Raw genomic sequence first — 23,780 nt, forward strand, 5'->3', positions numbered from 1 at the left:
TGTGGAAGGACCGACATGGCCACCTCCCTGTGCCGCGGACCCGAGCTGAGGTTCCCGGCGGAATTCCCGCTCGACCTGGCCTCGGCCCTGCGCCGGGCCGCCGCCCGGTTCCCCGGTGCGGGGGTGACCACGGTGACCGCGGCCGGCACGACCACGCTCACCTACGCCTCGCTGCTCGCCCGCGCGACCGAGCTGTCCGCAGACGTCGAACCCGGCTCGCGGGTGGTCCTCGCGGACCTGCCGCTGCAGGAGTTCTTCCCGGCCTTCTGGGCCTGCGTGCTCGCCGGGGCGGTACCCGTGCCGGTGTTCGGACGCGCGCCCCAGCCGCTCGGGCGCGCCGACGACGGCGAGGCGCTGGTGCTGCTCTCGTCGGGGAGCACCGGTGCGGCGAAGGCGATCCCGCTGACGCACCGCGGGCTCGCGGAGTTCGCTGTGGGGGCGGGGGAGAGCCTCGACCTGCGCCCCGGCGAGACGACGCTGAACTGGTTGCCGCTCGACCACAGCGGCGCCCTGCTGCTCTACCACCTGCTGCCGGTCTTCACCGGCGCCTCCAACGTGCACGTGGCAACGGACCTCGTCACGTCGGATCCGTTGCGGTGGATGGACCTCCTGGTCGAACACTGTGCACAGCACAGCTGGGCGCCCGCGTTCGCCTACCGGCTGGTGGCGGACTCCTCGGAGGGACGTTCGTGGGACCTGTCGCACGTGCGGACGCTGGTCAGCGGCGGTGAGCAGATCCCCGCCGAGCTGATGCGCCGGTTCGCGGCCGGTCTGAGACTGCCGGAGTCGGTGCTGCGGCCCGCGTGGGGCATGACCGAGACGTGCACGGGCATCACCATCGGACGGTTCTCCGACGGCGTGCACCGGGTCGTGCGGGACAGCCTCGCCGGCGAGCTGGAACTGGCGCCGGACGGGGAGTCCCGGCCGTGCGTGGAGTTCGTGCCGGTGGGACCGCCCGCCGCGGGAGCCGCCGTCCGGGTCGTGCGCGGCGGGGAAGTGCTGCCGGAAGGGCGGATCGGCGCGTTGCAGGTGCGGTCGGCACGGGTCACGCCGGGGTACGTCGGACAGGAGAAACCCGCGGGTGAGTGGTTCGACACCGGCGACCTCGCGTACGTGCTGGACGGGCAGGTCGTGATCACCGGGCGGGCGCGGGACGTCGTCATCGTCAACGGGCAGAACCACTTCTGCCACGAGATCGAGGCAGTCGCGGTGGACGCGGGCGCACCTGCCGGGTGGGTCGCCGCGTGCGGGGTGCCCAACGCCCGGCTGGCCACCGAGGACCTCGTGCTCGTCTTCGGATCGGCCGATCCGGTGCCGGTGGAGGAGATCCGGGCCGCGGTGTTCGCGCGGCTGCGGCTGCCGGTGGCACGGGTGGTCGTCGTCGATCCCGCGCGCTTCCCGCGCACCGGCGGCGGCAAGATCCGCCGCGGGGAGATCGGCCGGCTGCTCGCCGACGTGCCGTCGGTGGTGCGCGCGGCCGTCGAGCGGGTGAGCGGTGAGCCCGCTGATCCGTCGAAAGCCTTCTACGACCTGGGTTTGACGTCCGTGACGCTCGCGCGGCTGCGCACCGAACTGGAACACGACCTCGGGGTGACGCTGCCGGAGACCGCGCTCTTCGCCCACCCGTCGATCGCCGCGCTGGTGCGGTACCTGGAGGGCGCGGAGTCGGTGCCCGTGACGCCCGAGCCGGTCTCCACGGACACCCGGATCGCTGTGATCGGCATGGCCGCACGGGTGCCGGGCGCGGACGACGTGGCGGAGTTCTGGGCGAACCTGCGCGCCGACCGGTGCTCGATCACCCGCTTCGACGCACCTGGCCGCGTCGGCGCGATGGGCACGATCAACGACGCGGACGCGTTCGACCACGCCTTCTTCGGCATGACACCGGCCGAGGCCGAGCTGACCAGCCCGGCGCACAAGCTCTTCCTGCAGGAGTGCTACCGCGCGCTCGAGGACGCGGGGTGCCTCGGCACGTCGTCCCGGGTCGGTGTCTTCGCGGGTTCCGGCATGCACCTGTACGGGCACCAGGACGCGTTGTCCGCCGCGGACGTGCCCGCCGCGATGCAGATCGCGATCGGGGTGGAGCCGGACTTCCTCGCGTCCAGGGTCGCGCACCGGCTCGGGCTGACCGGTCCCGCCATCGGGGTGCAGACGGCGTGCTCGACCGGCCTGGTGGCGGTCCACCTCGCGGTGCAGTCGCTGCTGACCGGCGACTCCGACGTGGCGGTGGCGGGCGCCGCCGCCGTGCACCTGCCGCAGGACGCCGGGTACGAGGCACATCCCGACGGCATCCTGTCGCCGACCGGCGCGTGCCGGCCGTTCTCGGCGGAGGCGGACGGCACGGTCGGCGGGAACGGCGTCGCCGCGGTGGTGCTCAAGCGCCTCGACCAGGCCCTCGCCGACGGGGACGCCGTGCACGCCGTCATCCTCGGCTCCGCGGTCAACAACGACGGCGCGGCGAAGGCCGGGTTCACCGCGCCGAGCGTGAGCGGGCAGGCCGAAGTCGTCCGCCTCGCGGTGAAGCGAGCGGGGGTCGAACCCTCGTCGGTGTCCTACGTGGAGTGTCACGGCACCGGGACCGCGCTGGGCGACCCGATCGAGGTGTCCGCGCTGCGCGAGGTCTACCCCGGGCCGGTGCGGCTCGGGTCGGCCAAGGCCTCGGTCGGGCACCTCGACACGTGCTCCGGGCTCGTCGGACTGATCAAGACCGTGCTGATGCTGGAGCACGGCGAGATCGTGCCGACGCCGGGCGTGGGGGAGCCGAACTCCGCGCTGGACCTCGGGCCGTTCGAGCTGGCCACAGCAGGTGGTCGTTGGGATGGAACAGAACCGCGGCGGGCGGGTGTCACCGCTCTGGGCGTGGGCGGCACCAACGCCCACGTCGTGGTGGAACAGCCGCCTGTTCCCTCACCGCGGCAGACCTGCGGCGCCGCCGTGGTGCCGTTGTCCGCCCGAACCCCTCACGCCCTCGCCGAATCCGTCACCGCCCTCAAGGCCCACCTCACCGCCCACCCGGACCTCGCGGTCGCCGACGTCGCCACCACGCTCGCCGCCCGTCCGCGCCACCGGCACCGGCTGGCCGTGACCGCCGAGACCACCGCCGGCCTCGTCGGCGCGCTGGACGTTCCGCTGACCGAGCCCGCCTCCGGTCCCGTGGTCTTCGCCTTCCCCGGACAGGGCCAGGCCCGTGCGGGCATGGCGGCGGAGCTGTACGCAGAGTTCCCCGTGTTCCGCGCGGTGGTCGACGAGCTGTCCGAGACCACGGACCTGCGTGCGTTGCTCGATCCCACCGCCGAACTGGCCGTGCAGCCCGCGATGTTCGCGTACCAGGTGGCGCTCGCGGAACTGTGGCGCTCGTGGGGTGTGGAGCCCGAGGTCGTCGTCGGGCACAGCATCGGCGAGTACGCGGCGCTGGTCGTGGCGGGCGGGCTCTCCCGGCACGACGGGCTGCGGCTGACGGTCGCCCGCGGCGCGCTGACGGACCGCACCCGGCCGGGCGGGATGGTGGCCGTGCACTCGACCCGCGAGCAGGCCGAGGCCGTCGCTCGGGCGAGCGGCACCGACCTGGCCGTCGTCAACGGCTCGTTCAGCCACGTGCTGTCCGGCGACACCGACGCGATCGAGGAGGCCGCCCGCCGTGCCGGGGTGCCGTGCACGCGGCTCGGGGTGGACAGGGCGTTCCACTCGCGGTTCGTGGAACCGGTCGTCGACGAGTTCGCGCGGCTCCTGGCGGACGCCGAGTTCACGCCGCTGCGCGTTCCGCTGGTCCGCGGGGTCGACGGGGTGCGGTTGCCCGTCGGGTCCGTGGTGGACGTGCCGCACCTCACCGACCACCTGCGGCAGCCGATGCGGTTCGACCTGTGCCTCGCGGAACTGGGGGACAGCGGGCCGCGGATCGAGATCGGCACCGACTCGGTGCTCTGCCGGCTGGGCCGCGCCGAGCAACCGGAGGCCCGGTGGATCGGAGGGCGTCCCCTCGACGCCCTCGCGGCGGCGTACACCGCCGGAGCCGACGTCGACCTCTCCGGGGTCGCGACCGGCAGGCGGATCTGGCTGCCCGGCTACCCGTTCGAGCGCGGGCGGGCCGTCGCGCCGGTCGAGACCGGTCCGGCGGACGTCCTGGGCGGGCTGTGGAGGCTGACCGCGACGCGGCTCGGACTCACCGGCGAGCCCAGGGTGGACGAGACGTTCCTCGCGCTGGGCGCGGACTCGCTCGCCCTCATGGGACTGGTCAGCGAGATCGAGCGCGACTTCGGCGTGCGCCTGCCGGTGAAGGACCTGTTCACCGTGGCGCCGACCCCGCGTGACGTGGCCACGCTCCTCGGTGGGGACCTCGTCACCGATGAAGTCGAGGAGGTCGAGGAGGCGGAGGAACCGCCGCTCGTCCCGGTGTCGTCCGGCTCGTGCGACTTCAGCCTGTCGTTCTTCGGCGACTACCCCGACGAGGCGCAGCAGGACAAGTACGGGCTCGTGCTCGCCGCCGCGGAGTTCGCCGACGAGCACGGCTTCCACGCGGTGTGGCTGCCCGAGCGGCACTTCAACTCGTTCGGCGCGCTCTTCCCGAACCCGTCGGTGCTGGCCGCCGCGATCGCCGCGCGCACCGAGCACGTCCGGTTGAACGCGGGATCGGTCGTCCTGCCTCTGCACAACCCGATCCGGGTCGCCGAGGAGTGGTCCGTCGTCGACAACCTCTCCGGCGGACGCGTCGGACTCGGGTTCGCGAGCGGCTGGCACGCCAAGGACTTCGCGCTCGCCCCGGAGGCGTACGCACGCAACCGCGAGCTGATGTACGAGCACATGGAGACGGTCCGCGCGTTGTGGTCCGGCGCCGAGGTGACCGCGAAGTCCGGTACCGGGGAGCCCGTGGCCGTGCGGCTGCAACCGCGCCCGATCCAGGACGTGCCGCCGATGTTCACCGCCATCGCCGGGAATCCGGACAGCTACGTCAAGGCCGGCGAGGCCGGGCTCGGCGTGCTGACCAACCTGATGACCCAGTCCGTCGAGGACCTGGCGCGCAACATCTCCCGCTACCGCAAGGCCCGCGCCGACGCCGGCCTGGACCCCGAGGCCGGCCGGGTGGTCGTGCTGGTGCACACCTACCTCGGCGCTGACGGCGAGACGGCCCGCGAGGAGGCCCGTGAGCCGTTCCTGCGGTACCTGAGGTCGTCACTGGCACTCGCCGGCCAGGCGCAGAGCCTGGGGCTGACCGAGATGCCGGACGAGGACTCGGACTTCGTGCTGCGCCAGGCGTTCGAGCGCTACTCCGAGTCCCGCGCGCTCATCGGGTCCGTCGCCGACGCGGCTCGGGTGGCCGGCACCCTCGTGGCCGCCGGGGCGGACGAGATCGCTTGCTTCGTCGACTTCGGGCTGCCGCGGGAACGGGTGCTCGACGGGTTGCGGCACCTGGACCTGCTGCGCGCGGAGAAGGTGGCCCGTCGTGCCCTGACGCCCGCCGAGCAGCGGATCTGGTTCATGGACCAGCTGCGACCGGGCAGCGGGCTCTACCACGAGCCGAAGCTCGTCAGGATCGACGGCGAGCTCGACGCCGACCTGTTCCGCAAGGCGGTTCTCCGTGCAGTCGAAAGGCATCCCGCGCTGCGTACGGTGTTCCGCGCCGAGGACGGCGTGCCGTTCAAGGAGGTGCGGCCGGAACCGCGGGTCGAGTGGGCGTTCGAGGAGGCCGTCGGTCTGGCCGAACGCAGCGCTATCGCCGGCATGGCGGCCGAGGCGGCACGGGTGCGGTTCGACCTGGCCACCGGGCCGTTGCTGCGGGTGGCGGTGCTGCGCACCGCTCCGGACCGGCACCTGGTGCACGTCGTGGCGCACCACATCGTGTTCGACTCGGCGTCGACCGGTGTGCTCCTGCGCGACATCGCCGCGCACTACCAGGGCGTGCCGCTGCCGCCGCTCGTGCCGGTGCCCGCTGCCGAACCCGGCGGGGACGTCGAGCACTGGCGGGACCTGCTCGACGGCGCGCGCCCGCTGCGGCTGCCGGCCGACTTCCCGGCACCGGCCGAGCCGACCGGTGAGGGCGCGGCGGTGACCAGGGTCTTCCGCACCGTGCCGAAGGACCCGGGGCTGAAGGCCACACCGTTCATGGTCGTGCTGGCCGCGGTGAGCGCGGTCCTCGGCCGGCACGCGGGGGAGACCGACGTCGTCGTCGGCACCGCGATCAGCTCCCGCCCGCCGGGTGCACAGGACGCGATCGGGCTGTTCCTCGACCTGGTGCCGTTGCGCGTCGACACCTCCGGCACGTTCCGCGAGGTGCTGGACAGGGTGGTGGCGGGGACGCTGGCCGCGTTCGAGCACCGCGGCGTGCCGTTCGACGAGCTGGTGGCGGCGGTCAACCCCGACCGCGACGGCGAGGGCACACCGCTGTTCCGGGTGCTCGTGGAGTACGAGACCGAGCAGCCCGTGCGGTTCGGGCCCCTCACGGCCACGGTGCTGGACCCGCCGATCAGCCGGTCCGCGTACGACCTCTCGCTCTACTTCACCGAGAGCGCGGACGGGCTGCGGTGTGTCGCGGAGTACCGCACCGACCTCTTCGCCCCGGCCACGATCAGCCGCCTGCTGGCGGGCGTGGACGACGTGCTGGAGACCGCTGTGTCCTCCGTGGACGTGACGGTCGCCGAACTGACGGCGGCGGGCCCCGCCGACCGGGCCGAGATCGAGTCCTGGCAGGGGGCCACCGTGCCCGAACCGGACGCGTGCCTGCACGAGCTGGTCGGCGACTCCGACGACGTCGCGCTGACCGGTGACTGGGGCAGCTGGACCTACCGCGAGCTGCAGCGGCGTTCCGACGAGATCGCGCAGGCGCTGGGCCCGCGACCGGGCGAGATCGTCGCGGTGTCGTTGCCGCGTGGACCCGAGCTGGTCGCGGCGCTGCTCGGGGTGCTCAAGAGCGGTGGTGCCTACCTGCCCGTCGAACCGAGGCTGCCGGTCGCCCGCGGCAGGTTCCTGATCTCCGACAGCGGGGCCGGGGTCCTGCTCACCACGGCCGGGTCCGAGCTCGACGCCGGAACCACGCTGCGGGTCGAGGACATCACCGCCCCTGCCGATCCCGTGCCGCTGCCCCCGGTGAAGCCGGACGACCTCGCCTACTGCCTCTACACCTCGGGCTCGACCGGGCAGCCGAAGGGTGTGCTCGTCGAGCACCGCGGGCCGGTGAACGTGGTCCGCTGGCAGCAGCGCCAGCACCGTCCACTGAGGACCTTGGGCTGGACGTCCACCGGTTTCGACATCAGCGTGCAGGAGATCTTCTCGACGCTCGCCTCCGGGGCCGCGCTCGTGCTCGTCGACGACTCGGTGCGGCACGACCACGCGGCGCTGGCCGACGTGGTCCGGCGGCACCGGGTGGAGCGGCTGCTCATGCCGTTCACGCCGCTCAACGCCCTGCTGGAGTCCGGGCTGTCCGCGCCGTCGCTGCGGGTCGTGCTGTGCTGCGGCGAGCCCCTGGTGCTCACCCCCGCGGTCAGGTCGTTCTTCGCACGGCACCCGGAGTGCGCGCTGCACAACCAGTACGGGCCGACGGAAGCGTCGATCATCGTGACCGACCACCCGGTCGACACGGCCGCCGGACCGGCCGCCCCGCCGATCGGGCGGCCGATCGACGGGGTGCGCGTGGCCGTGGTCGACGACGGTGTGCCGGTGCCCGTCGGCGCGGTCGGGGAGATCTGGCTCAGCGGGTTCGTGCTGGCCCGCGGGTACCGCAACCGCGACGCCGAGACCGCCGCGTCGTTCGTGCGCGATCAGTCCGGCCAGGTCTGGTACCGCACCGGCGACCTGGCGCGGTGGCGGCCGGACGGGCGGCTCGCGTTCCTCGGGCGCGTCGACGACCAGGCCAAGATCCGCGGCAACAGGGTGGAGCCGGGGGAGACGCTGCACGCGCTGTGCGCGCTGCCCGAGGTCACCGACGCCACCGTGGTCGTGCGGCGCGACCAGCGCGGGGAGGCGGAACTGGTGGCGTACGTCGTGCGTGCCTCCGGCGAACCGGGCCTGTGGCTGCGGCTCGCCGCCGCGTTGCGCCGGGTGCTGCCGTCGTACCTGGTCCCGACGCGCTGGGTCGCGCTGGAGCGGCTGCCGATGACCGCGAGCGGCAAGGTCGACCGGGCCGCGCTGCCCGAGCCCGCGTCCGTGGCCCTGGACGTCAACACCCGGCCGACCACCGATGCGGAGCAGGCCGTCCACGACCTCTGGTGCGCCGAACTCGGCGTGGAGGAGGTGCCGGTGACCACGCCGTTCTTCGAACTGGGCGGACACTCGCTCGCGGCCATCCGGCTGGTGGACCGCGCGACGGCCCAGCTGGGAGTCACGTGCTCCATGGCGGACTTCTTCGCCCAGCCGACCGTGCGCGCGATGGCACGACGCCTGGACCTGGCACCGCTCACCGCGACGCAGGAGCGTTTGCGGCGCAAGCAGACCGCGTTCGGCACCGCGGTCTACAACATGGCCTACCGGGTGGACGTCACCGGTGAGCTGGACCCGGAACGGTTGCGGCGGGCCGTGAACGCGCTCGTGGACCGCCACGACGCGCTGCGCGTACGGGTGTGCGGAACACCGCCGCGGCAGGTGGCCGCGGAGGCCGGTGAGATCGCCCTGCCGGTCGAGGAGCCCGCCGACGTCGACGCGTGGTGCACCGAGCTGGCGAACCGCCCATTCGATTTCTCAATGGCACCGCTGCTGCGGTGCGCGCTCGCCCGGACGGCCGGCGGCTGGGTGTTCGTGCTCGTCGTGCACCACCTGATCGCCGACGGTGCCTCGATGCCGTTGCTGTGGCGGGACCTGTCCGCGCTCTACGCCGGTGAGGAGCTCGACGACCCCGCGAGCTTCCTCGACGTGGTGCGGAACCGGCCCGAGCCCTCCGAGCGCGACCTGGACTTCTGGCGGCGCGAGCTGTCCGGGGCCGAGGTGCGGTGGACACTGCCGGCCGACCGGCCGGGACGGGCGACCGGGCGCGGCGCGCTCCACCGGGAGGCGTTGCCCGGGACCACCTGGGCGGCTCTCACCCGGACGGCCCACGCGGCGGGGACCACCCCGGTCGCGGTGCTGGCGGCGGAGTTCGCGACCTGGGCGGGCGAGCTGATGGGCACGGACGATCTGGTGCTCCCGCTCTCCAGTGCACGGCGCACGACGGCCACCGCCGAGGTCGTCGGGCTGCTCGGCGACGTCGTGCCGATCCGCGTCCGGCTGGGAACGGAGGACCTCGTCCGGGACGTCGGCCGGCGCCTGTTCGCCGCGCTGGACCACCAGGACGTGCCGCTGCCCGACGTGCTCGCGGCCGCGTTGCCCGACGACGAACCCGCGACCCTGCCGAACGTGCTGTTCAGCGTCATGACGGCTCCGCCGGCGAGCGTGGACCTGGGAGGAGCGCGGACGCGTGTGACACCACTGCACGTGGACGGGTGTGCGCGTACGGACCTCTACGTCGCCGTCGTGCCGGATGAAGCCCTGTACGTCGAGTACTCGAGCGACCTGTTCGACGCGGCCACGATCACGAAGTGGGCGCGGGAACTCGTGGCGCGGTTCGCCCGCGTGGAACAACTCTGCGAGCCACGCGCTCATGTGCCAACATCGGGCAGTGCTTCAGGTGTGCCTCAACGGGGCCTTGCCCCGCTCCGCGTCCGATCATCTGCCGTTCACCCCCGCCGAGCTGGCTGAGGCCGCACGGGCCGCGGTCGAGGCGGGTGCGCAGGACGTCCACATCCACCCGAAGGACTCGCAGGACCAGGACACGTTGTCCCCCGAGCACGTCGGCGCCGCGGTCGAGGCCGTGCGCGCCGCCGTGCCGGGTGTGCCGGTCGGCGTGACGACGGGCGACTGGATCGACCCCTCCCCGCACCGCCGGGCGGAACTGATCAGGTCGTGGACCGTCCTGCCCGACCACGCCTCGGTCAACTGGCACGAGGACGGCGCCGAGATCGTCGCGGAAGCGTTGCTGGACAAGGGAGTCGGCATCGAGGCCGGGCTGTTCTCCGGCACGGAGGGCGCCAAGAGGTTCCTCGACTGGCCGCACGCGCACCTCGTGACGCGCGTGCTGGCCGAGATCACCGACGAGGACCCGGCGACGGCGTCCGCCGCCGTGGAGACGGCGCTGGAGGAGCTGGCCGGCTTCGACCGCCCCGTGCTGCTGCACGGCGAGGGTGGCGCCGCGTGGGAGGTCCTGCGCATCGCGCTCGCCCGCGGCCTCGACACCCGGATCGGACTGGAGGACACCCTCGTCCTGCCCGGTGGTGAGCCGGCGACCGGCAATTTCGAACTCGTCCGAGCCGCTTTTGCCTATAGGCTTCCCTGATGGAGGGCAGGTGGTACGTTTGATGCCGCCTGGGTCGTGGTATACACGGCGAAAATAGTTCGGGGGAAACCAGATGGCCGGTGAACAGGTACTGTCCAAACTGGGATTAACGGCCATCGAGGAGATGTTGTACCGGTTCTTTCTGCGACATCCGAATTTCGCGCCGGACCTCGACGAAATAACATTTGACACAGATCGCCACTCCATCGACCGGGCGTTCGAGAGGCTGAAGGAACTCGGTCTCGTGCGCCACCACCGCGACCGGGGTGTGGTGGCGATGGACCCGGTCGTGGGAATCGAGAAGCTGATCGAGGGCCGCATCGAGGCCCTCAACGAGGAACTGCGCAACGTCTCGGCCGCGCGGACCGCCATCCCGTTGCTCCTCGAGGACCAGCAGGCGGGCAGGCTGAGCCCGGTCTCGTCGGACATCGAACGCATCGAGGGACTCGACGAGATCCGCGCCCGCCTGGACGACCTCGCCTTCTTCGCTCACCGCGAGGTGATGGCGATGCAGCCCGACGGCCCCCTGTCCGCCGCGTACATCGAGGCCGCCCGGCCGCTCGACCTGCGCTGCCTGCGCCGTGGCGTCCGGATGCGGACGATCGTGTTGCACGAGGCGGTGGCCGACGACCGCACCGAGAGGTACGTCCAGGAGCTCGTGGCATCGGGTGCGAACGTTCGTTCGGTCGAGCACTCGATGGAACGGATGATCATCTACGACCGCACGGTCGCCGTCGTCCCGATCGACCCCGGCAACAGCGCGCGCGGCGCGTTGATCATCCGCCAGCCCAGCCTGGTGACGAGCATGATCGCCCTCTTCGAACGGGTGTGGAGCGATGCCCGGCCGGTCGTGGCCAGCGAGGCACCTCCCTCCACCGAGGAACACCTCCAGCTGCTGGAGAAGAAGATCCTCACCGTTCTCAGCAATTCCAGCAAAGACGAGATCGCGGCGCGGGAGATGGGCATGTCGGTGCGCACGTTCCGCAGGCACGTCGCCGAACTCATGACCCGTTTAGGCGCATCGAACCGCTTTCAGGCAGCTCTGCTCGCCAAAGATCGCGGCTGGCTGTGATCAATCGCAATCACGCGGCAGCAAGCTGCACCGCCCGGACAGCATGATGAAGGTGGCGGATCTGTCGGCGCCGAGCAGGAGAATGCGAATCTCTTGGTGTCCAACAACCACCCGTCACTGCACCGGGGGAAGAAAATGTCGTTCCACCTCGCCCTGCGCCGCGAACTCTCGCTCGGTTTGTCCGGTATCTTGCTCGGCGCGGCGTTGTTGCTGATCGCGTTCGTCGCCAGCGAGGAGAGCAACGGCTGGCAGGCGGTGGGCGCCACCACCACCAGTTCGGAGTGCCCCGACAGCAACGGGTGGCAGTGCGCCTCCCTCTGACCCACCGCTGACAGCTCGAAGAGTCAGGTGAGCACCGTGCACACGCGAACGTTCCAGGTGACGCTCCGGGCCAAGGACCCGGACGTGGCCCCCCACGCCTCGATAGCGGCGGCGCGGCTGATCTCGCTGCTGCCGCCGGGCTGGGCAGGGCGGATGGACGACCTCGCGCGGGGCACGGTCCTGATCATCGAGTCGATGGTCCCGGTGCCGGTCGACACCGCCGTCGCGGTGACCGCGTCCGCCATGGCGGACGTCTCGCTGCGGGACTGGGAAGTCGGCGGCTGCACCTCGTTCTGACGCGATGGCCGTCACCACGCCGGTGACGGCCATCGCGTTGTGGCAGAACGGTTCAGCAAGCTCTGACGACGGCCGTGTGCGCCTTGCCGCCGAGGTCGAGGATCGTCACGGTGCGGTTCCCGGCGGGCACGCGGACCACGTAGGTGCCGGGGTCGACCGGGTAGCCGAAGTAGCTGCCTGCCGGCGCGGCCGAGGTGCCCGCGATCATCGCACCGCTGGTGCGGTGGATCGTCGTGGCGACGGCCTTGCCGCAGTTGTTGGAGATGTAGATCTTGCCCTTGGTCGCGGCGGTGGCGGATCCCGCGCCGACGACGGAGACGAAGAGACCTGCGGTGGCCAGACCGGTGAGGATCCGCCGCGTGGTCGTCATGGTGCTCCTCCAGCTGCTCCGGGCGTCCTTCGCAACCTATCCGGCGGTGCTGCCGCCCGCAGTCGGTCGAACGACCGACACCGCCCGGTGCGTGTGACCTCGGGCGAGCCCGCGGTGCGCGGCAGGGGGCGGTGTCGCCGAACCGGTCACCCTCTCGTGCCGACCAACTCCACGCGGCGGTGAGGTCACCGCGCTGGTGCTGTGCGTCGGGGGACTGGTGGTGCTGTTCGCCGCGCTGAACACGTGCTACCGCTGGTCCGCCCGGTCGGCACAGGGGCGGTCATCGGCGAGGCGCACGCGCTGCGCGTCGAGCTCGGGCCCGGATCCTGCGCGTGGGCGGTTCGGCGGCCGTGCGGCACCGGGGTGAGCTGCTGACGATCGCGTCGTCGGACGCGGACCAGATCTCGCGAGCGGGTGGTGTGGATCTCGGGTCTGGCCGGATCGCTCGCCGCCCTGGGCGTCCGCTGCGCGGTGCTGGTCGGTGTCGAGGTGCGGCTCGGGCTGCTGCTGATCGTGACGGCGGGTGGTGACGACCTCTCGCCGCTGCCGGCACGCCTGAGTGGCCGGGCAGCAGGAAGCCCTGGTCGCCGCGTCCGCGCCGGCGACGGACCTGGTGACGGGTTGCGGTTCGTGCCCGGCCCGCGGGCCGAGGAGACGGCCGTGCGGAGGTACCGCACGGTGAGCCGGGCCGCTGAAGCGGCGGGGATCCGCTCGGGCACGGCGTCGTCGCTACGGCTCGGGGTGACCGTGCCGGCGGACACGGTGGTGCTGGTCGTGGCCGTGCCGTCGGCCGGTCTGCTCGCGGTGGAGGGAGCGATCGGCGCGGCACAGTCCGCCGCCGAACCGAGGAACAGGGCGTGCTCGACGACGCCCTGTCCGTCGTCTTCCGCGATGCTCCCGCGGGTCTTCCGATGCCGGTCGTCGAGTCCGGCCGATGATCACGAACCGCTGTCACGCAGATCCGCGAGTGCGCGCCGCACCAGGTCCGCGGTGGGTTTCGCCGACGACGGCTCGTGCCGCGAGGTGAACGGGCACTTCCAGTCCTCCTCGCTGAAACGGCCTGCGAACAGCCTCGCCGGCATCTGGTACTCGTAGGTGCTGTAGCTCGGGTTGACCGAGCCGTTGTTGGTCACCTCGCGTTTGCGGATCGCCCCCTGCATCGAGAAGAACTTCTCGCCCATCGCGGCGAACTGCGCGATCGAGTTGAACGCGAGGGCGGGCAGGCGAAAACGACGACTGGCGCGGGACGAGCCAGGATGCAGGCCGATGATGAAGAACGCGTGCCCGCCCACGTGGAAACCGAAGTTCGGTGCGCTCGGATCGGAAGTGGTGTTCTCGTCCAGGCCGTGGGTCAGGCTGTCGATGTCGTGGATGAGCTGGAGGTGGCGCCACAGCAGGCGCTCGTGCTCGTGCTCGTCGAGAGTCCCGCCCGGCTCGTCGAACGTCGACACGAAGGTGCGGAAACTCCTGTCCGACAACGTGGGCCGGATGTCACGGGCGTACTCGAGCAGGTCGCCGTGGTGGGCGCGCGCCGACTCGGGATCCCCCAGGGCGCGGTAGTGGTGATGGACGATCGAGCCCTTCTTCAACGCCGCGCGAGCGCCGAGGCAGCTGAATTCCGAGGTCTGGATGAACGATTCAAGATCTGCTCTGACCTCGCGCATTTCACTGCACCTCTCTCCGGCGTGACTACCCAGAGTTAGAGTACTGAGGAATGTAAATTTCACGCCCATTGGGCGGTAATCGCTGAATTCGTGTGCGATCGCCCAGGTGAACCCATCGGAGGTGGGGTGGTGCTCCCACGGCAGAGGCCGAGCCTGCCGCTCCGGGCGAGGACGTCGAAGGCGTCGCGATCACCGCCTGTCACAATGGGCGGATGGCGAGACCGCTGACCTTCAGCGACGACGGGGACAACGAGCAGCAGTGGCTCCCAGGCGGGAACCAGTCCGCTGTGGACGCCTTCCTGGAGTTCGTCGCCCGGCACCGGGGTGCGGACAACACGTCGTTCTGCGTGGAGGACTCGGACAGCGAGGAAGCGTTGGTGTTCTTGCTGGACGTCGGGGCCATCTGCCGCATCCAGGGGTTCCAGGACTCGCGCACCGAGTACCGGGTCGTCACTTCCAGCGGCGACCACCGGAGGCTGGCGGCCGAGTTCGCCCGCGGCGGGGTCGCCGCACTCGACCCGCACGGACCCTGGCTCCCGGACGTCGAGAGCTTCCTGCGGGCCCGGTCGGCCCATCGTGAGCGGCGAGTCGCCCGAGGCGAGCGGGAACGCGACCGCGGCGGGGAGCTCCGCTCCGCGTTCGACCGGTCCGTGCTGCGCCGGACCCACCCGCGCGAGCTTCGCCGCCGGCTGGACGTCCTGACCCGCGTCGACGGACGCGAGCCCGTCACGGTCTCCGGCGTCACCCACTACGCCTACGGGACAGGTGACACCGTCGACGCCTGGTTCACCGCAGACGGACGGGGCCTCGTGGTGACGTTCGACCGGTCCAGCGCTCTTGCGGCCGCACAGGACGCGGCCCTGTACGACGGCGTACCGGCGGACCTGCTCGCCCTGGTGGGAAACGTGCCGGAAACGGCCACGACGCCCGGCTCCGCGCACCCCGGGGGCGGCACACCGGTGGCCGCCACCGGGATCTTCACCTTCTCCGGCCCGTGCGCGATGGCCGACGGCCTGGTGGCGCGTTTGGAGGAGGACGGGCTGGGCATCGAGGCCACCGGCGTCGGCCGGCTCCTCGAACCCTTCCTCGCGCCACCGGACTTCACCCCGGCGGCGGTCGCGGAGGCCGGGGAGTGGTGGGGCCAGGAGGACGTCGCGAGGGGTTTCGCGGCGACGCCCGCACCGGACGGGCAGCAGGCCGCGCCACTCGACCGCGAGGCGCTGACCAGGTTCTGCGAGATCTGGGCGGACTCCGGGTACAACGACCGCTGGGACGTGCACCACGTCCTCTTCGACAGCCGCACGGTCGAGGAGGCGGGTCCGGCCCGCGACGACCTGCTGGAGCTGGTGCGGACGCTCGGACTCGAACGCGTCGACGCCCCGCCGGGAGCCGCCACCGGCGAGGTGTGGGTCCGCTCCGATCCCCGCATCGACGCGGAGCTCGGCAACTGGTCGTGACACGCGTCCGGCCGGGCAACGGCGGATCGTCGTCACCGCCCGGTGTGCGCTTTCACCGTCGCGACGCTGATGTGCAGCCGTTCGGCGATCTCCGGGTTGCTCAGCCCGTCCGCGATGGCCCGCGCGGTGTCGAGCTCGGGTTCGGTCGAAGTGGGCAGTCTGGCACGCGCGGCATCACGGCTTTCGCGGCGTGAGGCGGAGGACCGCGGCCCCCGGTGGCGTCGGCTATCACCCGTGCCGTGGCGGGCGAGTTGCGGACGTTCACGCGCAGTTCGTCGCCGGCCGTTCCCTCCGGAGTGACCCGCACGCCGGCACCGGGGGAGTGTTCGGCGACGCTGGTCAGTCCTTCTTGGACGACGCGGAGCCGGTTCGCCCGAGGAGGTCGGGTGGTTCGCCGGCCACGGTGGTCGCGAACACGACGTCCATCCCGGAGGCGCGGAGGTCGGCGACCAGGCCGGGCAGGCGGTCGTGCGAGGACTGGGGTCGTTCCGGATCGCCGCGCAGCACACCGAGCAGGTCCCACAGCTCCTCCAGCGCGGACGCCGTGCTGAACCGCTCCCGCGCCCGAGCCGGTACGCGAGGGACCGTGCCGCAACGGCACCGTCGAACCGCTGTGATCCGAAGCCTTTCACTGCTTTACTATGGTACTAGTAAAGCAGTGAGGAGACCTCGTGTTCGTCTTCCGGCTCGACACCCGCTCCGGCGTGCCGCCGTACCTGCAGCTCGTCCAGCAGGTGCGCCAGGCGGTGCTGCTCGGCTTCCTCCAGCCCGGTGACCGCCTCCCGCTCATCCGCGAGGTGGTGGAGGAGCTGGCGATCAACCCGAACACCGTCGCCAAGGCGTACCGGCAGATGGAGCAGGAGAACCTGGTCACAGGCAGGCCCGGCCAGGGAACGTTCGTCGACGAGCGGCAGTCGGCCGTGGTGCCGGCGTCGACGTACACGTCGCTGCGCCGCGGCCTGACGACCTGGCTGCGCCGCGCCTACGCGGCCGGTCTCGACGAACAGGCGGTCGACGCGCTCCTCGCCTCCGTGCACCAGGAGATGCGGAACGAGGGCGTGGCGTGACGACGAGCGAGTTCGCGCTGCGCACCGACGGAGTGGGCAAGCGGTATCGGAAGGGCTGGGCGTTGCGCGACTGCACCCTGGCCCTGCCGGCGGGCGGCGTGATCGCCTTGGTCGGGCCGAACGGCGCGGGCAAGACCACGCTGCTGCACCTGGTCGTCGGGTTGCTGGCCCCGAGCGCCGGCACGGTGGAGGTCCTCGGCCACGACGTCACCGCCAGCACCCCGCGCACCCTGTCGCGGATCGGGTTCCTGGCCCAGGACCACCCGCTGTACAAGCGCTTCACCGTCGCCGAGATGCTCCGCTTCGGCCGCGCCTGCAACCTCCGGTTCGACCAGGGCCTGGCCGAGCGCAGGCTGGCGAAGCTGGGCATCCCGCTCGACCGCAGGACCGGCACGCTCTCCGGCGGGCAGCAGGCCCAGGTCGCGCTCGCCCTGGCACTGGCGAAGCGCCCGGACCTGCTCGTCCTCGACGAGCCGGTGGCGAGCCTCGACCCGCTGGCCCGGCACGAGTTCATGCAGGTCCTCATGGGCGCGGTGGCCGAAGGGGACGTGACCGTCCTGTTCTCCTCCCACGTCGTGCACGAGCTGGAGCGCGTGTGCGATCACCTGGTCGTGCTCGACAACGGCCGGGTCAGGCTCACCGGCGACATCGACACCCTGCTCACCGAGCACCGGCTGCTCGTCGGCCCGCGCACGGCCACCGACCCCGAGCGGTCCGGCGCGGTCGTGGAGACCGTCCACAGCGAGCGGCACACGACCCTGCTGGTGCGTGACGGCGCGCTCCCGGTCGCGCCGGGGTGGCAGGCGCAGCCGGTCGCGCTCGAAGACCTGGTGCTCGCGTACCTGCGCCGGCAGGGCGCGGACGTCACGGCGGTGGGAGCGGCATGACCTGGTTGATCTGGCGCCAGCACCGGACCGAGGTCTGCGTCCTGGGATTGCTCGTCGGAGTGTTCGGCATCGCCCTGCTCGTGCTCGGGACGCAGGCCCACGACCTGTTCCCCGGCGGTCCCGCCCGGTGTGCGGGGGAGGCCCGACTCGACGAGGCCTGCGTGGCCTCCTTCCGCCGGCTCGACGACGAGTACGGGTTCGTCGAGAACCTCCTGGCGGCCTTCTACCTGATGCCTGTCGTCATCGGTGCGTTCCTCGGCGCGCCGCTGCTCGCGCGCGAACTGGAGGACGGCACCTGGCAGCTCGCCTGGACGCAGGCCGTGCCGCGGACGCGCTGGCTGGCGGCCAAGCTCGCGGCACTGGCCGGCGTCACCGCCGCGCTCACCGGGACGTTCACCGCAGTGCTCACGTGGTTCCGCCAGCCGTTCGACGCGTGGGAGGGACGGTTCCAGTACGACGCCTTCGACCTGCAAGGACTCGTTCCGGTGGCGTACGCGCTGTTCGCGTTCGGGATCGCCACCGCCGCCGGGGCGGTCCTTCGGCGCGGCCTGCCCGCGTTCGGTGTCGCCTTCGGTGCGTTCCTCGCCGCGCGGATGGCGGTGGGGCTGCTGGCCCGTCCGGCCTACGCCACACCGCTGACCAGCGTGGAGCCGGTTCCCGCCGGCGGCTCCGAGGACCGGGCGGGCCACCGGCCCGGCTTCGCCGACTGGACGATCGACCACGGCTACGCCGACGCCGCCGGGCGCAGGCTGACCTCGAGCGAGTACCTCGAGCTGGAGGCCGCCGCCGACCGGGCCGGGACCAACCTCCACCAGTTCCTGCACGCGCGGGGCGTCCAGCAGGTCGAGGTCTACCACCCGGCCGACCGGTTCTGGGCGTTCCAGATCGTCGAGGCGGCCCTGTTCGCCACCGTCGCCGCGGTCGCGATCGGGGTGGTGGTGTGGCGGGTGCGGCGCCGTGTCGTGTAGACGGCCCGGCAACATCCCCGCACCCGCTTCCGGGGATGTTGCAACCGCCGCGGACAGCGGCTGACACAATGGACGAATGGCACTGGGTTACCTCTTCGCCGTGCTGGCGACCCTGGCGTCGGGCAGTGGTTCAATCCTGGAGTCCATGGGTGTGCGGCGTGCGGGTGCGTACGGCGGAAGGTCTCTCGATCTGATCGCACTCCGGGGCCAGTGGCTGTACTTCCTCGGTCTGGGCGTGAACCTGCTGGGCTTCGTGTGCGCTTCCGCGGCCCTGCACCGGTTGCCGCTGTTCCTGGTCCAGTCGATGCTGGCGTTCAGCGTCGGCGTGACCGCCATGATCAGCGCTCTCATGGGCTCCCACCTGCGTGCGCAGGTGTGGGCGGCGCTGGGTGTCGGTGCGGCCGGTCTGGTCCTGCTCGGCGTGTCCGCGCAGCCGGGTCCCGCACAACCCCTCCCGCCGCAGTGGCGGTGGGGCCTCGTCGCCATCGCGATCCCAGTGGCGTCGATCGTCCTCTACGCACGACGTCACAGGCACGTGTGGGCGACGGTGGCGCTGGCGTTCGGCTCCGGTGTCTCCTACAGCGTCGTCGGCATCTCGGCTCGGACGCTCCACCTCCCCGACGCCGTGTGGCGGCTCGTCCTGGAACCGGCGGCGTGGTCGATCGTCCTCAACGGACTCGTCGCGGCGGCGCTGTTCGCGATGGCCCTGCAGCGGGGAGGCCCGACCGGGGTGACCGCGATCATGTTCACCACCAACACGACGCTGTCGTCGTTCGTCGGCTTGGTCTACCTCGGCGACACCGTCCGCGACGGGTACGTGGCCGCCGCCACCACGGGGTTCGTCGTGGCGATCGCCGGAGCGATCGCGGTCGCCCACTTCTCGGCGAACACCCGGCAGAAGGAGCCGGTGAAGGCGAGCGCCATGTCGCGGTGAGTTCGCCGTGGGGCCTCGGTAGCCGCGCTCCCGGTCGTCCGCCGATCCGGCGGGAACCCCGTCGCCCAGTGCGCCGCGCCGCATCGGATTCCTTTGTGGGGGTGCGCTGGGGTGGATCACGTGAGGCAGGTGCTCGACGCCGTCGTCTTCGTGTTCTCGATCCGCTGACCGCAGGCGGCGCGGTCGTAAGGGCGGTGGTGCTGGGCGCCGGCGCGTGGTGGGCGGCGCGGACGTTCGGGTGAAAGCCGGTTCCCTCCGCGCTCGCAACCGGGCTGGGCGTTGGTCGGTACGCAGTTCGCCTCCTCGACGGCTTCTCGCCGGTCGGGGTGTCGGAACTGTTCAACGGACTGCTGCCGGTGCCGGTCGTGTGGTGTGCGGTGCTCGCGACACGACGGCCGCTCGTGGTGCTGGTCTCGCGGTGGCGTTGAGCGCGGCGACCGAGGTCCTGCAGCCGCTCTTCGGGCGGTCTGTGCGAGACGCCTGGCGTCGCGGCAAGATCGAGGTTGATGTTTTCAGTGCGAATATTTCCATCCGGATGGCCTCACGTATTTTCGTGTGCGACCGTCTGGACCCTGCGAAAATCTTTTGGGCTGCTATTCGGTGCTTTTATGTCGGCTAAACGCCTGTATGAGTGATGCTCTGACCTGCGCTTGAGTTGACGCGGCCGCGTTTTCCCGAAATGGAAGACAGCAATGCCGTATCTGGTCGTCGTGCTGCGGCACTAGCTTCCTGGGAGACCCGGAGGGGGCGTCTCCCGCTCACGAAATTCCCGTCCAGGAAGGGAAAACGCGTGCGTCCGAGAAGAAGAATTTCGACCTCGATCGTCATAGCGGCGGTCGCCTTGGGGCTCGTCGCCGGTCCGGCGCTGGGTGACGGCAAGCCCGACACCCCCGCGAAGCTGGGGGACCAGCGGCCGGTCGCGGCCGACCTGGCCGCCGGCAAGGCCGCCCTGACCGTCAGCGCGGAGGCCACCCAGGCGTCCGCGGCGATCCAGTCGCGGATCCTCCAGCACGTCCGGGCCAAGGGCACCAAGTACACCTTCGGCGCGTACGCCGACGCGCTCACCGGCAAGGTGGTCGTCGAGACGGACGCGCCGTCCGACGTCGTGGACTCCTTGGTGGGCGACAACAGCAAGGGTCTCGTCGAGGTCCGCAAGCAGACCGCCACCGACGACTTCACCCGGCGGGACGACGTGCCGGCGTTCTGGGGTGGCTCCGGCATCACCTTCGCCGCCCCGAACGGCCACTGCTCGGCCGGTTACACCGTGCAGAACTCGGCCGGCACCAGGTTCATGGTCACCGCGGGCCACTGCTTCGCCAACGGTGCCACCGCCGTCACCGAACTCGGCGGCCGCGTCGTCGGCGTCGCGAGCGGCAACGGCCTGCCCGGCGAGGACATGGTCCTGCTCGGCGGCCAGTCCTACGCCCCGTTCGTCTACGTCGGCGGTGTCGACAGCTCCACCGGACACCACGTGGCGTCGGCGGCCAACCCGATCGTCGGCTTCAACAACTACTGCCACAGCGGGCGGACGACCGGTGAGCACTGCGGTCACACCGTCAGCAGCATCACCGGCACCGTCTGCACCTCCAGCGGTTGCAAGTCGCCCGTCATCGTCTACAGCGGCGGAACCCTGCCGCAGGGCGGCGACTCCGGCGCACCGTTCTACGCGCTCAGCGTGTCCGCGGACGACAAGCACATCCGCGGACACCACATCGCCTCCAGCGGTACCACCAGGTACGCCGAGATGTGGAGCCGCGTCCAGGCCAGGTTCGGCGTCTCGATCGTGACCTGACCCGCACCCGGTGATCGAGTGAACACGGCCGGGGGAGCGTGCTTCCCCGGCCGTCCTCGCGCGTCAGGTCACTTCGAGCGGCCACGGGCCTCCGGCGACGACCACCTGCGGCCCGTCGTCGCGGTTCACGACGACCACCGCGAACACCTCGTACCGCCCGGCCGCCAGCACCCCGCCGCCCGCGCAGCGCGCGATGGTGCCCCGGGCGGTGAACACCTGGCCGGTGCCGGCGCGGAGGTCGACCACCTGCCCCACCGAGTCCTTGGCGACCGGCGTGGCCACGACCTCCCCTCCCCGTGCGACGTACACGTCCGCCTCGGGTGTCGCCACCCCCGCGATCTCGGCCCCGGTACTGGTGACGGTCACGGTCCCGGCGAACGTCCCGTCGCCGTCCCGCCCCGTGCGCGGTGGGAACTCGCCGGTGACCGACAAGCCCTCGACCCTGCCGGGCAGGGTGTCGATCCGGTCCCCGCACGCGGGTACCGAGGCCTGCTCCACCACGTCACCTCCCGAGTTCGCGGACTGCGTCGACCCCGCCGACTGGCCACCGGCCGCGCACGCCGTCACGACGACGAGCACTGATCCGAGTGCCGCGGCCATTCTGAGCATCTGCGCCATGTGCGCTCACCCCCCGGAACGCGTTCTTCGGTCACCGGGTGGACGTAAGGCGGACCGCTCACCGTTGCACACCTGTCGTCGCGGCGGAACGGCTCAGCCCGGCACCTCGTCCAGATACGCCTTCGCCTGCAGCGTGAACAGCTCGGCGTACCCGGCCCCCGCCGCCATCAGCTCCTCGTGCGTCCCGTACTCGGCGACCTTCCCGTGCTCCAGCAACAGGATCCGCTCCGCCTGCCGCACGGTGGAGAACCGGTGCGAGATGTACAGCGTCGTCCGGCCCTCGGACAGCTCCCGCAGGCGCGCGAACAGGTCGTGCTCGGCCTGCGCGTCCAGCGCCGACGTCGGTTCGTCGAGCACCAGGATCGGTGCCTCGCGGTGGAACGCCCTGGCCAGCGCGATCTTCTGCCACTCGCCGCCCGACAGGCTGACGCCCTGGTCGAACCAGCGGCCGAGCGGGGTGTCGTAGCCGCGGGGGAGTCGCTCGATCCGTTCAGCGGCGCCCGCGCGGCGGGCCGAGTCCTCGACGTGCGGACGGTCTTCCAGTCGGGTCAGGTCGCCGAGGCCGATGTTCTCGGCCGCCGTGCCCTGGTACGTCACGTAGTCCTGGAACATCGCGCTGATCCGCGTGCGGAGGTCGACGGGGTCGTACTCGCGGATGTCCACGCCGTCGAGCAGGATGCGGCCGCCGGTCGGGTCGTAGAGCCGGCAGAGCAGCTTGAACAACGTCGACTTGCCGGCGCCGTTGCGGCCCACCACCGCGACCGTCTCGCCGGGGCGGATCTCGAAGCTGACGTCGTCGAGCGCCGGTTCCGCGGCGCCGGGGTAGCTGAAGGTCACCGCGTCGAACTCGATGTGTCCCTCCACTGTGGACGGCATCGGGCGTGGCGACGGCGGCGCCGTGATCTCCGGCCTGGTGTCGAGGAACCGGTACAACGTGTCGAGGTAGAGGTTGTTCTCGTACATCCCCGAGAACGCGGTGAACAGGCCGGACACCGACGTCTGCACGGACGCCGCCGCGGCCGTGTACAGCGCCAGGTCTCCCAGCGTGAGCCGTCCTCCCACCGCTTCCAGTGCGATGTACAGCGTGATCGCCGACCCCGCGAGCGTGCTCAGCAGTCCCCACGAGGTCGAACTGATGTTGCGGTTGACGGTGAGCTTGCGTTGCCGCTCGTAGGAGACGGTGCCGAGCCGGCGGAACCGGTCGACGAAGTACGGGCCGAGCCCGAACAGCTTCGTCTCCTTGGCGTAGGTGTCCGTCGTGACCAAAGAGGACAGGTAGTCCATCCGGCGTTTGATCGGCGACATCACGAGCGTCAGCCAGAACGCGCGCGAACCGTACTTCGACTGCGAGATGAACGCCGGGATGGGCGCCACGAGCGCCACCAGGGCCAGCAGCGGGCTGATCGAGACGAGCAGCGCGATCATGCTGGTGAACGTGATCAGCGTCCGCAGGAGCCCCAGCGCGGAGTTCATCATCGACAGCGGGCGCGTCGGTGCCTCCTGCGCCGCCTGGCGCAGCATGTCGTACGACGCGGAGCCCTCGAAGTAGGCGAGGTGCAGGTCGCTGGCGTGCGCCATCACCCGGTGGCGGATGGTCAGCGTCATGCGCTCCTGCAGCAGCGACTGCGCGATCGACGTCAGCGCGCTGCTGATCGCGGTCGCGGCGAGCACGCCGAACTGGAGCAGTGCGATGTTCGCGATGTGGCCCGTGGTGCCGCGGTTCTGGATCGCCGCGACGACGGAGTCCAGCAGCAGCTTGGCGATGTACGCGGTCGCGGTCGGCAGCAGCCCGGACAGGAGCGTGATCAGCACCAGCAGGACGGTCAGGACCGGGCTGGCCTGCCACGTCAGCTTCGCGACCTTCGGCAGCCCGCGGACCGTGCCCGCCACGGACGTCCTCACCCGCTTCAGCCGCGAGCGCAGGTCCTTCGGTTCGTCGGCGGGCTTCGGTTCCGGGATGTCGACCGGCCCGGTGAGCCCGCTGTCCGGCACCGTCGTGGGAGTCCGCCGGCGACCGCGCCTGCCCAGCGCGAACTCCATGC

At 71.5% G+C, this 23,780-nt stretch carries 15 protein-coding genes and 2 pseudogenes; 11 read left to right on the top strand and 6 right to left on the bottom strand.

Features of this window, described 5'->3' with window-relative positions; genetic code table 11:
* The first annotated feature begins 15 nt into the window (after positions 1–15).
* The 5 genes from ND450_RS05595 (at position 16) to ND450_RS05615 (ending at position 11,981) form a co-directional block, all read left to right on the top strand.
* Positions 16–9,657, top strand: coding sequence for a non-ribosomal peptide synthetase/type I polyketide synthase (locus tag ND450_RS05595; protein ID WP_253325086.1), 9,642 nt, complete (start codon positions 16–18; stop codon positions 9,655–9,657).
* Entirely contained in the window at positions 9,578–10,291 is a 714-nt protein-coding gene (locus ND450_RS05600; RefSeq protein ID WP_253325087.1) for a 3-keto-5-aminohexanoate cleavage protein, read from the top strand. Before ND450_RS05595 ends, ND450_RS05600 begins: the two co-directional genes overlap by 80 nt.
* Positions 10,292–10,364: 73 nt before the next feature.
* Entirely contained in the window at positions 10,365–11,363 is a 999-nt protein-coding gene (locus ND450_RS05605) for a hypothetical protein (RefSeq protein WP_253325088.1), read from the top strand.
* A gap of 135 nt (positions 11,364–11,498) precedes the next feature.
* Positions 11,499–11,684, top strand: a complete 186-nt coding sequence (locus ND450_RS05610; RefSeq protein WP_253325089.1) for a hypothetical protein — start codon at positions 11,499–11,501, stop codon at positions 11,682–11,684.
* Positions 11,685–11,720: 36 nt separating this feature from the next.
* Positions 11,721–11,981, top strand: a complete 261-nt coding sequence (locus ND450_RS05615) for a hypothetical protein (protein WP_253325090.1) — start codon at positions 11,721–11,723, stop codon at positions 11,979–11,981.
* Between the two features lie 52 nt (positions 11,982–12,033).
* Here ND450_RS05615 and ND450_RS05620 read toward each other — a convergent pair whose 3' ends face one another.
* Both ND450_RS05620 and gntA read right to left on the bottom strand, forming a co-directional pair.
* Positions 12,034–12,351: a hypothetical protein gene (locus ND450_RS05620; protein WP_253325091.1), complete on the bottom strand. Its 318-nt coding sequence runs from the start codon at positions 12,349–12,351 to the stop codon at positions 12,034–12,036.
* 938 nt (positions 12,352–13,289) lie between these two features.
* Positions 13,290–14,015: a guanitoxin biosynthesis heme-dependent pre-guanitoxin N-hydroxylase GntA gene (gntA, locus tag ND450_RS05625; protein WP_253325092.1), complete on the bottom strand. Its 726-nt coding sequence runs from the start codon at positions 14,013–14,015 to the stop codon at positions 13,290–13,292.
* A gap of 167 nt (positions 14,016–14,182) precedes the next feature.
* Between gntA and ND450_RS05630 the strand changes: the two are divergent.
* A pseudogene (locus tag ND450_RS05630) lies at positions 14,183–15,472 on the top strand (DUF6357 family protein); the annotation flags it as partial.
* 41 nt (positions 15,473–15,513) lie between these two features.
* Here ND450_RS05630 and ND450_RS05635 read toward each other — a convergent pair.
* Both ND450_RS05635 and ND450_RS05640 read right to left on the bottom strand, forming a co-directional pair.
* Positions 15,514–15,731 (bottom strand): annotated as a pseudogene (locus tag ND450_RS05635) (LuxR C-terminal-related transcriptional regulator); the annotation flags it as partial.
* Between the two features lie 80 nt (positions 15,732–15,811).
* Positions 15,812–15,979, bottom strand: a complete 168-nt coding sequence (locus ND450_RS05640; RefSeq protein WP_253325094.1) for a hypothetical protein — start codon at positions 15,977–15,979, stop codon at positions 15,812–15,814.
* A gap of 164 nt (positions 15,980–16,143) precedes the next feature.
* Here ND450_RS05640 and ND450_RS05645 point away from each other — a divergent pair, with 164 nt between their 5' ends.
* The 5 genes from ND450_RS05645 to ND450_RS05665 all read left to right on the top strand — a co-directional run bounded on the left by ND450_RS05645 (position 16,144) and on the right by ND450_RS05665 (position 21,120).
* Complete coding sequence (locus tag ND450_RS05645; protein WP_253325095.1) at positions 16,144–16,539, top strand: GntR family transcriptional regulator; 396 nt, start codon at positions 16,144–16,146, stop codon at positions 16,537–16,539.
* Positions 16,536–17,426, top strand: coding sequence for an ABC transporter ATP-binding protein (locus ND450_RS05650; RefSeq protein ID WP_253325096.1), 891 nt, complete (start codon positions 16,536–16,538; stop codon positions 17,424–17,426). Before ND450_RS05645 ends, ND450_RS05650 begins: the two co-directional genes overlap by 4 nt.
* The gene (locus ND450_RS05655; RefSeq protein WP_253325097.1) at positions 17,423–18,394 is read left to right on the top strand and encodes an ABC transporter permease subunit; all 972 of its coding nucleotides are present in this window, start codon (positions 17,423–17,425) and stop codon (positions 18,392–18,394) included. The genes ND450_RS05650 and ND450_RS05655 overlap by 4 nt, the downstream gene beginning before the upstream one ends.
* A 76-nt stretch (positions 18,395–18,470) precedes the next feature.
* Positions 18,471–19,328 carry a hypothetical protein gene (locus ND450_RS05660; protein ID WP_253325098.1) on the top strand — a complete coding sequence of 286 codons (858 nt, stop codon included), beginning with the start codon at positions 18,471–18,473 and terminating at the stop codon, positions 19,326–19,328.
* A gap of 790 nt (positions 19,329–20,118) precedes the next feature.
* Positions 20,119–21,120: a S1 family peptidase gene (locus ND450_RS05665; protein ID WP_253325099.1), complete on the top strand. Its 1,002-nt coding sequence runs from the start codon at positions 20,119–20,121 to the stop codon at positions 21,118–21,120.
* A 63-nt stretch (positions 21,121–21,183) separates the two neighbouring features.
* Here the strand turns inward: ND450_RS05665 and ND450_RS05670 are convergent, their stop codons facing one another.
* Both ND450_RS05670 and ND450_RS05675 read right to left on the bottom strand, forming a co-directional pair.
* A complete protein-coding gene (locus ND450_RS05670; protein WP_253325100.1) occupies positions 21,184–21,738 on the bottom strand; it encodes a hypothetical protein in 555 nt (184 codons plus the stop codon).
* Positions 21,739–21,831: 93 nt separating this feature from the next.
* On the bottom strand, positions 21,832–23,778 hold the full coding sequence (locus tag ND450_RS05675) for an ABC transporter ATP-binding protein (protein WP_253327862.1): 1,947 nt from the start codon (positions 23,776–23,778) through the stop codon (positions 21,832–21,834).
* Positions 23,779–23,780: the final 2 nt, after the last annotated feature.

This window comes from Lentzea sp. HUAS12, assembly GCF_024125735.1.
Taxonomy (GTDB): Bacteria; Actinomycetota; Actinomycetes; order Mycobacteriales; family Pseudonocardiaceae; genus Lentzea; species Lentzea albida.